Origin of the sequence: Luteimonas viscosa, from assembly GCF_008244685.1 — a bacterium.
GTDB classification, from domain to species: domain Bacteria; phylum Pseudomonadota; class Gammaproteobacteria; order Xanthomonadales; family Xanthomonadaceae; genus Luteimonas; species Luteimonas viscosa.
Map to the genome: position 1 here is coordinate 2,687,844 of NZ_VTFT01000001.1, position 14,552 is coordinate 2,702,395.

Here is a 14,552-nt window from a genome sequence, read left to right on the forward strand (position 1 = left end):
ATGCCTTCTCCGCTGCAACTCCTGCTCGATCCCGTTTCCCTCGTCGTGTTCCTGCTGTACGCCGGACTGATGGCATGGGAGCTGTTTTTCCCCGCGCGGCGACTGCCGTCCATCCGCGGCTGGCACTGGCGCGGCCTGGCGGCATTCGCCGCGTTCTTTTTCCTGTCCTCCTACCTGCCGCTGTTCTGGAGCGCGCATCTGCAGGCCTACCAGTTGCTGGATCTGAGCCATCTGCCGGTCTGGGCCGGCGCAGTGGTTGGCGTGCTCGTGTACGAGGCCGGCGTGTATGCCTGGCACCGCAGCATGCACGGGTCGGGCCTGCTGTGGCGCGCGCTGCACCAGATGCATCACTCGGCCGAGCGCCTGGACACGTTCGGCGCCTTCTGGTTCAGCCCGCTCGACATGGTCGGCTGGATCGCGCTTTCCAGCCTGTGCCTGACGCTGTTGGTGGGCCTGTCGCCGGAGTCGGCGACGATGGTGCTGTACGCCACCACGTTCATGGCGGTATTCCAGCACGCCAACATCCGTACGCCGCGCTGGATGGGCTACATCCTGCAGCGCCCGGAAAGCCATTCGATCCACCACGGTCGCGGCGTGCACGCCTACAACTATTCCGACCTGCCGCTGTTCGACATCCTGTTCGGCACCTTCCGAAACCCGAAGCGGCACGCGCCGCGACAGGGCTTCTACGACGGTGCGTCGCGGCGCGTCGCCGAGATGGTGCTGTTCCGGGACGTGTCGAAGGAACCCGGAGGCCGCGCGTCCTGATCATGCCCGTGTGTCGATCGCACCGGCACCGGCACCGGCTGCGGCCGCCCGCAACGAACTGAATCGTCGACCAGCGTCATCCGGGCGGGTCCCGTCCGCCGCATCCCCGTTGCACCGCTCCGGCGACCCTGGTCATCGCCGACGGGACGCGCGGGTGGGGATGCCTTCCGCTTCCTGCGCCTTGTCCCTGCCCATTCCGGTGCGGGGCGGGTCCGCGCGTCTTCCGTTTTCGCGACCTCAACCCAACCCTCTGGAGTTCCCCCGAAATGTCCAACCTCGCAACCACCCTCCTGTTCCTCGTCAGCGCGCTCGGCGGTGTCGCCGTCCCCGTTCCCGAACAGGCGAACGAAACGCCCGGGCAGCATGTCGCCGGCCCTCACCATGGCGCGGCGAGCGCCGCTTCCGCGCCGAACACCGCGAACGCGAAAACCCGCGCGCGGTCCGTGGATCGCGCCTGCGACGCCGATCTCTGGCGCCAGGCCCGGCACATTCCCCGCCGCCGCGCACCGTCCGTCGCAGACTGCCAGCGTGGCCTGTCGCCGCCGCTCAGCGTGTGGGAGCAGGAACTGCTCCGCCAGCACCGCCAGTTCCACGAGCTGAATCCGGCCTGGCGGTAGGCGCGCCCACCCGGCTCGACTCCGGCGCGTTCGCGGCACCACGCAACCGGTTCCACGAGGCCCCGCCGGCCTCTGTCCGGTTGCGCGGGGCTGCGCCGCGCTGCCGGAGGCGGGCGGCCGCAGGTTATCGCTCGGCGCGGACGTCGGCACGATCCAGCACGGAATCGAGGTGGCGCGGGAGACGTCGAGGGCCCGGCGGTTTCGTGCAGCGTCCGCGGGACGCGTGACGACCCGGAGGTGGTGGCTATGGGTGGACTCGAACCACCGACCCCAGCATTATGAGTGCTGTGCTCTAACCGGCTGAGCTACATAGCCAAATCGATCGCGCGCGCAGGGCGGCGAGCCGCGTATTGTCGCGATGCGAAACCACGGCGTCAACGCCGGCCCGGGGAAGTTGGCACTTTCGCAGTGGTCGTGGCAGAGTCGGGGGCAGTAGATCTTGGAGTCCGCATCGTGATCGATCCGGACGGGTATCGCCCCAATGTCGGCATCGTCCTGATGCACACCGACGGTCGCGTCTTCTGGGCGCGGCGGGTGCGGCGCGACGGCTGGCAGTTCCCGCAGGGCGGGATGAACAGCGACGAGACGCCGATCGAGGCGATGTATCGCGAGCTGCGCGAGGAGACCGGCCTGCTGCCCGAGCACGTCGCGGTCCTCGGGGTGACCCCGGGCTGGCTGCGCTACCGGCTCCCGCACAACGCGATCCGCCGCAACGACCGCATGGTCTGCATCGGCCAGAAGCAGGTCTGGTTCCTGCTGCAGCTCACCGGCCAGGAGAGCGACCTGCAGCTGGACCTGACCCCCAGGCCCGAGTTCGACCACTGGCGCTGGGTGGATTTCTGGTATCCGGTGGAGCACGTGGTGATGTTCAAGCGTGGGGTCTACGCCAGCGCGCTGCGCCACCTGGCACCGTTCGCGCGCCAGATCGCCGGGAACGCGATCCCGGCGGCCAGCATCGAACGGGACCGCGGCCGGCGCCGGCCCCGGCATCGGCCCGGCGCCGCGCGGCAGCCCTCGAGCCGGGAGCGGGACTAGGGCCGCGGACGGGCGCGCTGAATACGAGTTCTGGCGGCATTGACACTCATTCTCATGTGTGGCGCAATAGGCGTCCGTTCCGCGAACAGGTCGCGCGCCTTGTACGTCTGCATCTGCAACGGGGTCACCGAACTCGACATCCGCCGTGCGGCCGAAGCCGGCTGCGGCTCCCTGCCGGAGCTGACCATGCGCACCGGCATCGGTGCCTGTTGCGGCACCTGCGTCGAGACCGCCAGCGCGCTGCTCGAGCAGTCACGCCCCGCCGGCATGTCCAGCGGCCTGGTCGCGCTCCCGGTCCTCTCGCGCGCGGCCTGACCGTTCCGCGCCTTTGGGGCGCGGATACAAATGCACCCTATTCGTGTTCCGTCATCCGCGCGCGGGGGGGCGCTAGAGTTGCCGCGTCCACGCTCCACGGAACCATGGAAATGAAAGGCGACGCGCGGGTCATCCGCTATCTCAACCAGGCGCTCTACAACGAGCTGACCGCGATCAACCAGTACTTCCTGCATGCCAAGATGCTGAAGAACTGGGGCCTCGAGGAGCTCGCCAAGCACGAGTACGCCGAATCGATCGACGAGATGAAGCACGCGGACATCTTGTCCGAACGCATCCTGTTCCTCGAGGGGCTGCCGAACTTCCAGGCGCTGGGCAAGCTCAAGATCGGCGAAAGTCCGGTCGAGATCCTGCGCTGCGACCTGGCGCTGGAAATGGAAGGCATCCCGCTGCTGCGCGAGGCGATCGCGTACTGCGAAACCGTCAACGACTTCGTCAGTCGCAAGCTCTTCGCCGACATCCTCGAGAGCGAGGAAGGACACGTCGACTGGCTCGAGACCCAGCTCGACCTGGTCGCGCGCATCGGCGAGCAGAACTACCTGCAGAGCAAGATCGAGGACTGAGCGCCGGCGCCGGGGCTGTCCTTCGTCCCGCGTGGCGCACGGACCGTCCGCCCCGTCGCGGACGGTCCACGTCGCCGTCCGGCGTGGCCACCGCGGTCGCCGCGGCATGCGTGCCGACAGGCACCGCATCGACGACCTCGACGCCGCCGCTTGCGGCCAGCAGAGGCTTGTCCGGCCGTACGGGCGCTCAGGCCTGCTGCGCCGGCCGCCGCGCCAGCAACTGCTGCTTCGCTCGGGCGAACTCGTTGGCGATCAGCGCGACCGCCACCGCGGGGCGCTCCAGCGATTTCTCGCGCGCCGCGAGCTCCACCCGCTTGGCCGCCGCCGACAACGACAGCGCGCCGAGGTTGGCGCTGGAGGACTTGAGCGAATGCGCGGCGTCGCGCAGCGCATCGTAGTCGGGGCCCGATGCCGCGTTCTCGAGCGCGCGGATCAGGCGCGGCGTGTCGTCGAGGAAGATGTCGACCAGCCGGTCCACTTCCTCGCCGAGCATGGCCTGCAGGTCGTCCAGGATCTCGGTGTCGAGGACCGCGGCGAGCTGGCGTTTCGGCGCCTCCGGCGCCACGGCGGGTGGCTGCTGGGGCGGATGCGGGACCACGGAGGCAGGCGCGGGGGAAGGCGCACGCGCGCCGGAAGGTGCGGACGGTGGGGGTACAGGCGTCCGTGGAGCGGCTGCGACCGGCGTCGGGGTGGTGTCCGGGCTGGTCGTCGGCGCGGGTGACGGCATCGGACGCGGGGGCGCGGGTGGCGTCGCGGCGGCGGGCGGTGCCGGCACCGGCGTCGCCGGTGCGACGGTCCGCGCAGCCGCGGGTTCGGCGGCCACGCCCGGGGGCGGAGCGGCGGGCCGGGTCGCCGGTGGCGTCGCGTCGGCGGTGGGCAGGCCGAGCAACTGCGGGTCCAGGTCGGTCGCGGTGATCGCCTCCGGGGCTTCGTCGGCCGCGACGGGCTCGCCGAACTCGGCAGGCATCGTCACCTGGTCCGGGTCCCACCAGCGGTGCAGGCAGCGTTCGAGCTCGCTGCGGGTGACGGGCTTGGGCAGGTAGTCGTCCATGCCGGCGTCGAGGCACTTCTGGCGGTCGCCGGCCATCGCGTTGGCGGTCATCGCGATGATCGGCAGGCGGCGGCCGTCGCCGCTGGCCTCCTCGTTCTCGCGCCAGCGCTGGGTGGCGGTGTAGCCGTCCATCACCGGCATCTGGCAGTCCATCAGCACGATGTCGTAGCGCGAGGCCGACATCCGCAGGAGCGCGGCTTCGCCATTGCTGGCGGTATCGCAGGTGATGCCCAGCACGCCCAGCAGGCGCTGGCCGACCATCAGGTTGACCGGGTTGTCCTCGACCAGCAGCACGCGCGGCTTGCGCACCGCGAACTTGTCCAGGTTGGTGGTCGCCGGCGGCGAGGCGGCGGGTGGCGCCATGGTCACGGATTCCTCCTCGGTCGCCTCGGCGGCGGGCGGGTCGACGGTCGATTCGAACAGGGCGGCGCGCAGGTCCGGATCCGGCGCCTGGCGGCTGAGCAGGGTGACGCTGCGCTGCAGTTCGTCGGCCACCGGGTCGTCGCCGTACAGGCACACCAGGCGCAGTTCGCCGTAGACGCTCTGGCGGCCGAGGTTGCGGTGCAGCGCGAGCGCGGTGTTGCGCATGCCCGCCAGGTCGGCGAGCACGATCGAATAGGCCCAGGGCTGGCCCTGGTTGGCCGCGGTGCGCAGCCGGTCCAGCGCCTCCTGGGTGGTCTCCACCGAGGTCACGCGCAGGCCCCAGTTCGGCAGCAGCATGCTCAGGCGCAGGCGCAGGCGCGGGTCGGCGCTGAGCAGCAGCAGGCGCCCGCCCTGCGGCGTCCTGTCTTCGGCCTGCATGTCGCCCTGTACCTTGAGCAGCGGAATCTCGAACCAGAACGTGGCGCCGAGTCCGGGTTCGGACTCCACGCCGATGCGGCCGCCCATCAGGTCGACGATGCGCTTGGAGATCGCCAGCCCCAGACCGGTGCCGCCGTACAGCCGCGTGGTCGAGGCGTCGGCCTGGCTGAAGGCCTGGAACAGGCGCGACTGCGCCGCCTGCGAAATGCCGATGCCGGTATCGCGCACCTCGAAGCGCAACTGGTGCTGCGCGGCGGTCTCGCCGGTCTTGCGCAGCGACACCGTGATCGAGCCGCGTTCGGTGAACTTGACCGCGTTGCTGACCAGGTTGCCCAGCACCTGGCGCAGGCGCACCGGGTCGCCGCGCACCGGCAGGCGCACGCCCGGGTCGAGCTGCATGTGCAGGCGCAGGCCCTTGCTCTGCGCCGGGCGTTCCATCAACTGCAGGACGCCTTCGAGCAATTCGCGCAGGTTGAACGTGGTCGTCTCGAGTTCGAGCTTGTCGGCCTCGAGCTTGGAGTAGTCGAGGATGTCGTCGACGATGCGCAGCATCTGCTGCGACGACAGATATGCGGTGCGCACCAGTTCGGCATGGTCCGACGCGAGCCTGGCGTGCATCAGCAGGTCGAGCATCGGCACGATGCCGTTGAGCGGCGTGCGGATCTCGTGGCTCATGGTCGCCAGGAACTCGCCCTTGGCCATCACCGCCGACTCCGCGCCCTGCTTGGCGAGGCGCAGCTCCTGTTCCAGCTGGGCGTGGCGCTCGAGTTCGCGCTGAAGCTCTCCCAGCAACTGCTCGTCGCGCTGGGTGCGCTCCTGCGCTTCGAGCAATTCCTGCTCGCGGCTGCGCAGGTTGTAGAACACCGCGATCGAGGCGAACACCGCGAGCAGCGCCAGCACCAGGGCGAAGCCCTGCCACGGGCCTTCCATGCCCAGCACGTGCAACGCCATGGTCACGGCCGCGCCGCCGGCGGCACCGAGCGTGAACCAGCGCAGCATCGCGCTGGAAGGACGGGCGGTGCTGATCATCGCCATCGGTGCGCCCTAGAGGACCGAACTCTGGAAGTCGAACTCGAGTTCGCCGGCCGGGCGCTGCACCAGGTTGCCCTGGATGAAGTCGACGCCCGTCATCCACAACGTGGCGGCCGACTGCGCGTCCTCGACCTGCTGCCCGATCACCTGCAGGCCGAGGCGGTGCGCGAAGTCGATCGCGCTGCGCATCTCGTCGCGCACGGCCGGCTCATGCAACTGGCTGGAATAGCGTGCGGCCAGCCGCACGTAGCCCAGCGGCAGCTGGCCGAGCAGGGCGTTGGCCTCGGGACCGAAGTGGTACTGGCTCAGGCACAGCTGCACGCCGGCCGAAACCATCTCGCTGCAGAAGTCCTGCAGCGACAGCGCGTGAACCAGGGCGTCCTCCTGGCGCACGTCCACCACCAGCGACGCGCCGTCCACGCCGGCTTCCGCCAGCGCCTGCAGCAGCCACTGGGCGTGGCCGTCGTGCGACAGGGTCGAAGGCGACTGGGTCACGAACAGGCGCAGCACCCGGTTCTCCGCGCGCTGCCGGCGCAGCGCGCCGATCGCGATCTCCATGACGCGACGGTCGACCTCCAGGGTCGCGCCGATGCGCCCCGCCGCCGCCAGCACCTGTCCGGCGGCATGCAGCTCGCCGCGGGTGTCGCGCAGCCGCAGCAGCACCTGGTACTGGGCGTCGTTGCCGCCGGCGACCGCGACGATCGGCTGGAACGCGGCCATCAGGCCGCCCGACGCCAGCGACTCGCGCAGCGTGCGCGCCAGTTCGGTCTGGGCCCGGTCCTCGACCGACACCGGCCGCTCCCAGGCGGCGACGCCGTGGGCATGGCCGCGGGCGGCGCGCAGGGCTTCCTCGGCCGCGGACAGGGCGGCGCCCGGATCCTCGAAGCCGAGCGCAAGGTCGGCATAACCCACGACCGCCCGCAGGCGCACGCGCTCCGCACCCACGGCGAAGGCGTGTTCGCCCAGACCGTCGCGCAGCTGTCGCGCGAACGGCGGCAGCGCGTCGGCCGCCAGCCCGGTCGCGAGAACCAGGAAGGTGTTGTCGTTCAGGCGCGCCGCGGGATGGCCGTCGGCGACCTCCCCGAGCCGGCGCCCGGCGTCGGTCAGCAGCGTCTCCAGCGCGGCATAGCCGAAGCGGTCGCGCAGCGCGGCCGAGCCGGCGATCTCGACGAAGAACGCCGCGCCGTCACTCGCGCCCGGCACCGTGGACGACAGCAGCTGGAGCATCTGCGGGCGCGTGTGCAGGCCGGTCGCCGGGTGCCGGTGCGCGGCGGCGGCCGGCCCCTGCAGCGCACGCGCGCGCACGATCCGGTTCTGCACTGCGGAGATCAGGTGCTTGGGGCGCACCGGCTTGCGCAGGAAGTCGTCGGCGCCGAGGTCGAGCGCCTCGAAGCGTCGCTCCGGATCCTCGTCGCCGGTGAGGAACACCACGGGCGTCAGCGCGAAGTCCGCATGCGCGCGGATCATCCCGGTCAGCTCCGCGCCGTCGAGGCCGGGCATGTGCAGGTCCATCAGCACCAGGTCGGGGCGCAACCGCTCCATCGCGTCCATCACCTCGCTGGTGACCGACACCACCTGGGCCTGCATGCCGGCGCCGTGGAGCACGCTCTCGGCGAACAGGGCCTGGCTGGGATCGTCCTCGACGATCAGTACCCGCCAGGGGGTGGCCTCCCCGCCGGGCTGCGCCGGTGACGGGGCGTCGGACTGCAACGCCGCCGGCGCCAGCGCCTCCGGGTCGGCGACCGGGTCCGCGCGCGGCATGACCGCCGCCGCTGCATCCTCGCACCAGCGGCGCCAGAATCCGGTGGGCGGAAATTCCGCGCGTTGGCGATTGTCGGCGTCAGACACCGCTGGAACCTTGCCGGAAAGCCGTGGCGTCGGCAACCGCGCGGATCGTGGCGAACGCAGCCTGCCGCGGGCGCGCGTCGACCTGCCGCATTCGCGGCGGCAACAGCCGAAAGAGCGAGGAGCCTGCCTGCGCAGCCACGCGGTCCATCCATTTCCCCCTGAGGCCGGCATTATGTCGGCAATGCGGCATGACGACTATTGCACGGCAAACGCCCCGGCGCGCGGCCAGCGCGCAGGGAACGCGGAGGCGCAAAAGCGGAAGTGTGACCGTCGGCTCAGGCTGCGGCGGTGGGGCGCGGGGCGCGCCGGAACAACAGGCGCCAGACCCACCACAACAGCAGCAGCATGCCGATCCCCAGCGTCACCACGATCCCCAGCACCGCCCACGGATACGACCACGCCAGTCCCAGTGCGCCCACCACCACCACGTCCTCGGCCGTCGACGCGGTCCAGTTGCTGACCGGTTCGGGCGAGGTGTTGAGCAGCGCCCGTGTTCCGGCCTTGACCGCATGGCTGGTCAGGGCAACGCCCGCGCCGGCGGCGAGCATGCCGGCGCCCAGTTCACCGTCCGGCGACAGTGCCGCGGCGGCGAGGAAGGCTCCGGCCGGCACCCGCGCCAGGGTCTGCAGCAGGTCCCAGGCCGAATCCACCCCGGGGATCTTGTCGGCCAGGAACTCGGTCACCGCCAGCACGCCCGACACCCCCAGCACCCAGGGCGAGGCCGTGGCTTCCAGCGCGGGCGGCAGGTCGAGCCAGCCCAGCGCGCCGGCCAGGCCGACGCCGAACACGGTGAGGTAGGCGCGGATCCCGGCCAGCCAGGCCAGCAGCACGCCGACGGCGAACAGGTGGGCTTCGGACATGGCGGGTCTCCTCGCAAGCCGGACGGCGGCTGAACATCACGGCAGGCCACGGCCTGTGCCGACGAGTATAGGAGGACTCCGCCTTGACGCCGCCGCCGGCGCGTCGCTATACCGGTTCGATGACCGATCCCGAATCCGATTCCCCCCGGCCGGGCGCAGACGCACCCGCGCCGGTACCGGCAACGCCGCCCGCGTCGGCCACCCGGACGACCTATGCGGTCCTGGGCCTGTTCGCCGCCGCGATGCTGTTCGGGCTCTGGGGCGTCTGGCGGGCCATGGACGGGCCTGGCGGCGCGACCGGCGCCCAGCTGGCGGCCGGGCAGGCCCGGATCGAGGCCCTGGAACAGGAGGTGGCGACACTGACCCGTTCCGACCAGATCAGCCGCGAGGCCAACCGCGACCTGCAGGGCACCCTGGCCGAGCGCGACGAGGAGATCTCCGCATTGCGCGCCGACGTCGCCTTCTACGAACGCTTCGTCGGTTCCACCGCACAGCGGCGCGGGCTGGCCGTGCACGAGCTCGTGCTCACCCCGCAGACCGACCAGGCCTGGCACTACACCGTCACCCTGACCCAGAACCTGAACCGCGGAGCGGTCAGTTCCGGTCGACTCGTGCTCGCGGTCGAGGGCACCCGCGACGGCCAGCTGGAGCAGCTGGACTGGGCCGCACTGCGCCAGCAGCCGGACGCGCCGGGCGTCGAGTATTCGTTCAAGTACTTCCAGCAGGTGGAAGGCGAGATCGTGCTGCCGCCGGGCTTCCAGCCGCTGCGGATCAGCGTGCGGCTGGTGCCGGCGTCCGGCGCGGCGGTCGAGCAGACCCTGCCGTGGGGCGAAGCCGCGCCGCGCGCGACCGCCGGGTGAACGGCCCGTCCGTCGCCGCGCTTGAAGTCGGCACGCCACCGCCCCATCCTGACTGCATGGAACTGCTCGCCCCCGGCTACCAATCGCTCGATCGTCCGCTGGAATTCACCCCGGCCGCGGCCGTCAAGGTGCGCGAACTGATCGCCGAGGAGGGCAACCCGGCGCTGAAACTGCGCGTCTACATCCAGGGCGGCGGCTGCTCGGGCTTCCAGTACGGCTTCGAGTTCGACGAACAGCAGGCCGACGAGGATCTCGCGATCACCACCGACGGCGTGACCCTGGTGGTGGATCCGCTCAGCCTGCAGTACCTGATGGGCGCCTCGGTGGACTACGCCGAGAGCCTGCACGGCGCGCAGTTCACGATCCGCAACCCGAACGCGAAATCGACCTGCGGCTGCGGGTCGTCGTTCACCGTCTGAGCCCGATGGCCGTCGCGGCTGCGCCGTTCGCCTTCATCGACGGCGCGCTGGACCGTGCCGAATACCTGCGCAACGACCCCGCGCGCCTGGCCGCGCTCTGGCCACAGGCGCAACTGCTGCTGCTCGACGGCGAAGGCCGCGCGCGCGGCGATGTCGATGCTGGCCCGCCGGCGATCACCGGTGCGGCGCATCCCGCGCTGCGCGACGAAGCGGTGCTGCTGGGGCTCGCGGATGGACAGGCCTGGTTCGCGTCCCTGGACGACGACGCGGCCGCCCCACGCGTCGACCTGCGCACCGCGGCCGCCACCTGGCCGATGCGCGAGGCGACCGCCTACGCCCAGGCGCGCGCGGTGCTGCACTGGCGCGCGCGGCACCGCTACTGCGGCGCCTGCGGCGGCGCGCTGCGCTTCGGGCGCGCCGGCTGGCTGGGCCGCTGCGACGGCTGCGCGCTGGAGCACTACCCGCGGACCGACCCCGCGGTGATCGTCGCGGTGAGCGATGGAGAGCGCCTGCTGCTCGGGCGCCAGGCGGGCTGGCCGCCAAGGCGCTATTCGACGCTGGCGGGGTTCGTCGAACCGGGCGAGACGCTGGAGCAGACCGTGGCGCGGGAGGTGTTCGAGGAGTCGGCGGTGCGCGTGCGCGGTTGCCGCTACCTCGCCTCGCAGCCGTGGCCGTTCCCGTCGTCGCTGATGCTGGGCTTCGTCGCGGACGCCGAGCCCGACGAGCCGCATCCCAGCGACGAGGAGCTCCAGGACGCGCGCTGGTTCACCCGCGATGAGGTCGGCGCCGCGCTGCGCGGGGAAACGCGCGAGGCCGGGCTGCTGTTGTCGCCGCGGCTGTCGATCTCGCGCTGGCTGGTCGAGCGCTGGTACGCGGACGACACCTCCTCGCAGCGATAGGGGCGCGCGGGTCGCGTCCCCCGGGCTCCGGGGCAGGCGGCGGCTGCCATCGATCGACAGTCCGACGCGCCGGCCGATACCGCCACCGCGCGGCAGCGCCTAGAATCGCGACATGTTCGCCACCCTGCTCGCGGTCGTCGTCGCCCTGGTGCTGGGCCATTTCGCACGCGACCTCACCGCGGCGCTGCGCAGCCATGGCTGGTACCGCGCCTGGCTGCGCTGGCTCGATGCACGCTTTCCCGATGACGGCGCCTGGCGCGGGCGCTACGGCATCGCGCTGGCGCTGGTTCCGGTGTTGCTGCTGGTCGCGCTCGTGCAGTGGCTGCTGCACGACACGCTGTTCGGGCTGCCCTCGCTGCTGTTCGGCGTGATCGTGCTGTTCCACGCCTGGGGCCCGCGCGACCTCGACCGCGATGCCGACGCCGTCCTCGACGCCGCCAGCGGCGACGCGCGCCGCGCCGCGGCGTCGTGGCTGTGGCCCGGAATGCGTCGCCACGAAACCAGCCTGCACCCGTTCGCACTGGTCTGCGCCGTGTTCGACGCAGCGCTGCGGCGCTGGTTCGGCGTGCTGTTCTGGTTCCTGCTGCTGGGGCCGGTCGGAGCGCTGTTGTACCGGCTGACGGCGATCGTCGCTGAAGACGAGGTCGCCGCCGACCTGCCTTCCACCACCGTTTCGGGTGCGCGCACGCTGCTGGCGGTGCTCGACTGGCCGGTCGCGCAGCTGGCGACGCTGGCGCTCGCGCTGGTGGGGAATTTCGACGTGGTGGTCGGCGCGTGGAAGGACGCCGGTGGCGCGTCGCCACGACTCGATACCGGGTTCCTGCGCGCGGCGGCGCGCGCGAGCGTGCGTAGCGACATCGCCGACGAAGCGGAGGAATACGCCGGTGCCGGCGTGCCGACCGGAAGCGCCCTGGTGCACGAACTCGGCCCGCTGCCGGAACTGCGCGATGCGATGAGCCTGGTCTGGCGCAGCCTGCTGGTGTGGCTGGCCGTCATCGCCCTCTTCGTCATCGGGGGATGGGTGAGCTGACGCGAGCTTTGCGCGGCACTGCCGCGCAGCGTCAGCGAACGCCCGCACACGGATGTGCGGGCCGGGCTATCCGGAGCCGAGCGTGTCACGCCATGGATGGCACCTTGCTCCGAGGGGCGCGAAACGCGCTTGCGAGGCACTGCCTCGCGCGTCAGCGAACGCCCGCACATGGAGGTGCGGGCCGGGCTATCCGAAGCCGAGCGTGTTGCGCCATGGAGGGCACCCTGCTCCAAGAGGCGTGGAACGCGCTCGCGCAGCACTGCCGCGCAGCTTCAGAGAACGCCCGCAGGCCGCGTGGCCTCAGGCCGCATCGCCCCGCAGTTCCCGCACCCGTGCTTCCAACTGCTGCGCGGTGACGCCGGGGTCGCGGACCGGCGCCTGCGCCATCACCTGCACGTGCGCACGGAAGCGCCGCGGGACGCGCATGCGGCCGAGGCGTCCGGCGCCGGCCGAGGCGCTGCGGCGGCTCCACATGCTGCTCCACATCCCGCGCAGCGCCATCGGCACTACCGGCACCGGACGACCCGCGGCGGCGGCGCGCTCCAGGATCTTCTCCACGCCCGATCTGAACGCCGCGATCTCGCCGTCGCCGGTCAGCTTTCCCTCGGGGAAGATGCCGACCAGCTGGCCGTCGGCCAGGGCCGCGTCGATCTCGTCGAACGCGCGTTGCATCAGCGCGGCGTCTTCCCGCGGGCTTGCGATCGGGATCGCCCTGGCGGTGCGGAAGATCCAGCGCATCACCGGGATCTCGAAGATCCGGTAGTACATGACGAACCGCACCGGGCGCGGCACCGTCGCCGACAGGATCAGCGCATCCATGTAGCTGACGTGGTTGCAGACCAGCACGGCCGGGCCCTCGTCCGGCACGTGCTTTTCGATGCCGTGCAGCTCGAGCCGGTAGAGCGTGCGCACCATCAGCCAGCTGACGAAGCGCATGAAGAACTCGGGGACGATGCTGAAGATCCAGATCGCGACCAGCGCGTTGGCGATCGCCAGCGCCAGGAACACCTGCGGGATCGACCAGCCGAGGAATCGCTGCAGGGCGATGCCGATCACCGCCGCTGCGACGATGAAGGCCGCATTCTGGATGTTCATCCCGGCGATCACGCGCGCCAGCTCGGCCCTGGGCGTGCGGCTCTGGATCAGCGCGAACAGCGGCACCACGAAGAACCCGGTGAACAGGCCGATGCCGGTGAGGTCGAGCATGATCCGCCAGGCGCCCGGCGCCGCCATGAACTGCGGTATCGACAGGCCAGCGGCCAGCGCCTGCCCCGGCCGCGCGAAGTACAGGTCGAGCATGAACGCGCTGACGCCGAATGCGCCCAGCGGCACCAGGCCGATCTCGACCGTGCGCCCGGACAGCTTCTCGCACATCAGCGAGCCCACGCCGATCCCGATCGAGAACAGCGCCAGCGCGAAGATGTACAGCGCCTGGGTGCCCCCGAGGTTGGTCTCGGCGTATACCGGCAGCTGCGCGGTCAGCACGGTGCCGACGAACCAGAACCAGGACACGCCGAGGACCGCGTTGCGTACCGCCGGCTGACGCCGCGTGAGCTGCCAGATGCGCCAGGACTGGCGCGCGATGTTCCAGTCCACCCGCAGGCCCGGTTCGCCCGCGTCCACGCGCGGGATGCGGCGGGCGACGAGGTTGCCGGCGATGGCGAGCGCGATGATCGACACCGCCGCCACGTAGGGGCCCGCGGCGCCGGCCAGCAGGAAGATCGAGCCTCCGCAGATCATGCCCAGCAGGATCGCCAGCGAGGTGCCCATCTCGACCAGGCCGTTGCCGCCGGTGAGCTCCTCGGGCTTGAGCACCGACGGCAGGATCGAGTACTTCACCGGCCCGAACATCGTCGACTGCAGGCCGGTGCAGAACAGCGCGACCAGCAGGATCCTCATGTCCTGCAGCAGGAAGCCGATCGCGGCCAGCGACATGATCGCGATCTCCATCGCGGTGGTGATCACGATCAGCCGCTGCTTCTCGAGCTTCTCGGCGATCTGACCGGCGGTGGCGGAGAACAGGAAGTAGGGCAGGATGAAGATCGCCGGCGCGAGCTGGGTGTAGAGCGCGCGCGTCTCCGGTGCCATCGTGCCGGCCAGCAGCATCGCGCCGAGCAGGCCGATGATCGCCTGGCGGTAGACGTTGTCGTTGAATGCCCCCAGCGCCTGCACGCTGAAGTAGGGCAGGAACCGGCGCTGGCGCAGCAGGTCGAACTGCGAGTGGTGGTCGTTGACGGGATGCTCGGGTGGACTCGCCATGCGGCCTCCATCGGTTCGCGGCGAGTGTAGCGGCTGGCCGCGTCGATTCGTGGGCTGCGCGCGCAGCTGCCGGTCGGGTAGCGCGAAGGGCGACCGGCGGGTGCATTGCGTCCGCGGTCTGGATGGCGGGGAACCTGACGGTGCGTGCGGCGGGCATGCCCGACACGACCGCAGCGG

General features: G+C 71.1%; 13 protein-coding genes and 1 tRNA gene. 9 read left to right on the forward strand and 5 right to left on the reverse strand.

Annotated features, from left to right (window positions below; genetic code table 11):
- Positions 1 to 768, forward strand: coding sequence for a sterol desaturase family protein (locus FZO89_RS11780; RefSeq protein ID WP_149103435.1), 768 nt, complete (start codon positions 1 to 3; stop codon positions 766 to 768).
- A 266-nt stretch (positions 769 to 1,034) separates the two neighbouring features.
- The gene (locus FZO89_RS11785) at positions 1,035 to 1,385 is read left to right on the forward strand and encodes a hypothetical protein (protein ID WP_149103436.1); all 351 of its coding nucleotides are present in this window, start codon (positions 1,035 to 1,037) and stop codon (positions 1,383 to 1,385) included.
- Between the two features lie 238 nt (positions 1,386 to 1,623).
- Here the strand turns inward: FZO89_RS11785 and FZO89_RS11790 are convergent.
- Positions 1,624 to 1,700: transfer RNA gene (locus FZO89_RS11790), tRNA-Met, on the reverse strand.
- Positions 1,701 to 1,838: 138 nt separating this feature from the next.
- Between FZO89_RS11790 and FZO89_RS11795 the strand changes: the two genes are divergently transcribed.
- The 3 genes from FZO89_RS11795 to bfr all read left to right on the forward strand — a co-directional run bounded on the left by FZO89_RS11795 (position 1,839) and on the right by bfr (position 3,316).
- Complete coding sequence (locus FZO89_RS11795; protein ID WP_149103437.1) at positions 1,839 to 2,420, forward strand: RNA pyrophosphohydrolase; 582 nt, start codon at positions 1,839 to 1,841, stop codon at positions 2,418 to 2,420.
- A 99-nt stretch (positions 2,421 to 2,519) separates the two neighbouring features.
- Entirely contained in the window at positions 2,520 to 2,735 is a 216-nt protein-coding gene (locus FZO89_RS11800) for a (2Fe-2S)-binding protein (protein WP_149103438.1), read from the forward strand.
- Between the two features lie 110 nt (positions 2,736 to 2,845).
- On the forward strand, positions 2,846 to 3,316 hold the full coding sequence (gene bfr / locus FZO89_RS11805; protein WP_149103439.1) for a bacterioferritin: 471 nt from the start codon (positions 2,846 to 2,848) through the stop codon (positions 3,314 to 3,316).
- Between the two features lie 187 nt (positions 3,317 to 3,503).
- Here the strand turns inward: bfr and FZO89_RS11815 are convergent, their stop codons facing one another.
- The 3 genes from FZO89_RS11815 to FZO89_RS11825 all read right to left on the reverse strand — a co-directional run bounded on the left by FZO89_RS11815 (position 3,504) and on the right by FZO89_RS11825 (position 8,908).
- The gene (locus FZO89_RS11815; protein ID WP_262378633.1) at positions 3,504 to 6,197 is read right to left on the reverse strand and encodes a hybrid sensor histidine kinase/response regulator; all 2,694 of its coding nucleotides are present in this window, start codon (positions 6,195 to 6,197) and stop codon (positions 3,504 to 3,506) included.
- A gap of 15 nt (positions 6,198 to 6,212) precedes the next feature.
- Positions 6,213 to 7,961 carry an EAL domain-containing protein gene (locus FZO89_RS11820; RefSeq protein WP_262378634.1) on the reverse strand — a complete coding sequence of 583 codons (1,749 nt, stop codon included), beginning with the start codon at positions 7,959 to 7,961 and terminating at the stop codon, positions 6,213 to 6,215.
- Positions 7,962 to 8,323: 362 nt separating this feature from the next.
- Entirely contained in the window at positions 8,324 to 8,908 is a 585-nt protein-coding gene (locus tag FZO89_RS11825) for a DUF4126 domain-containing protein (protein ID WP_149103441.1), read from the reverse strand.
- Between the two features lie 83 nt (positions 8,909 to 8,991).
- On the opposite strand from FZO89_RS11825, the gene FZO89_RS11830 reads away from it, so the two are divergent.
- The 4 genes from FZO89_RS11830 (at position 8,992) to ampE (ending at position 12,116) form a co-directional block, all read left to right on the forward strand.
- Entirely contained in the window at positions 8,992 to 9,768 is a 777-nt protein-coding gene (locus FZO89_RS11830; protein WP_262378635.1) for a DUF6776 family protein, read from the forward strand.
- A 56-nt stretch (positions 9,769 to 9,824) separates the two neighbouring features.
- The gene (erpA, locus tag FZO89_RS11835; RefSeq protein WP_149103442.1) at positions 9,825 to 10,187 is read left to right on the forward strand and encodes an iron-sulfur cluster insertion protein ErpA; all 363 of its coding nucleotides are present in this window, start codon (positions 9,825 to 9,827) and stop codon (positions 10,185 to 10,187) included.
- A 5-nt stretch (positions 10,188 to 10,192) separates the two neighbouring features.
- The gene (gene nudC, locus FZO89_RS11840) at positions 10,193 to 11,086 is read left to right on the forward strand and encodes an NAD(+) diphosphatase (protein WP_149103443.1); all 894 of its coding nucleotides are present in this window, start codon (positions 10,193 to 10,195) and stop codon (positions 11,084 to 11,086) included.
- Between the two features lie 112 nt (positions 11,087 to 11,198).
- Entirely contained in the window at positions 11,199 to 12,116 is a 918-nt protein-coding gene (ampE, locus tag FZO89_RS11845) for a regulatory signaling modulator protein AmpE (protein ID WP_149103444.1), read from the forward strand.
- A gap of 300 nt (positions 12,117 to 12,416) precedes the next feature.
- On the opposite strand, the gene FZO89_RS11850 is transcribed toward ampE, so the two are convergent.
- On the reverse strand, positions 12,417 to 14,375 hold the full coding sequence (locus FZO89_RS11850) for an MFS transporter (protein ID WP_149103445.1): 1,959 nt from the start codon (positions 14,373 to 14,375) through the stop codon (positions 12,417 to 12,419).
- Positions 14,376 to 14,552 lie beyond the last annotated feature (177 nt).

Coding starts and splice junctions, on each gene's coding strand:
- FZO89_RS11780 (WP_149103435.1), top strand. CDS start 1: ATGCCTTCTCCGCTGCAACTCCTGCTCGATCCCGTTTCCCTCGTCGTG.
- FZO89_RS11785 (WP_149103436.1), top strand. CDS start 1,035: ATGTCCAACCTCGCAACCACCCTCCTGTTCCTCGTCAGCGCGCTCGGC.
- bfr (WP_149103439.1), top strand. CDS start 2,846: ATGAAAGGCGACGCGCGGGTCATCCGCTATCTCAACCAGGCGCTCTAC.
- FZO89_RS11815 (WP_262378633.1), bottom strand. CDS start 6,197: ATGATCAGCACCGCCCGTCCTTCCAGCGCGATGCTGCGCTGGTTCACG.
- FZO89_RS11820 (WP_262378634.1), bottom strand. CDS start 7,961: ATGCCGCGCGCGGACCCGGTCGCCGACCCGGAGGCGCTGGCGCCGGCG.
- FZO89_RS11825 (WP_149103441.1), bottom strand. CDS start 8,908: ATGTCCGAAGCCCACCTGTTCGCCGTCGGCGTGCTGCTGGCCTGGCTG.
- erpA (WP_149103442.1), top strand. CDS start 9,825: ATGGAACTGCTCGCCCCCGGCTACCAATCGCTCGATCGTCCGCTGGAA.
- nudC (WP_149103443.1), top strand. CDS start 10,193: ATGGCCGTCGCGGCTGCGCCGTTCGCCTTCATCGACGGCGCGCTGGAC.
- ampE (WP_149103444.1), top strand. CDS start 11,199: ATGTTCGCCACCCTGCTCGCGGTCGTCGTCGCCCTGGTGCTGGGCCAT.
- FZO89_RS11850 (WP_149103445.1), bottom strand. CDS start 14,375: ATGGCGAGTCCACCCGAGCATCCCGTCAACGACCACCACTCGCAGTTC.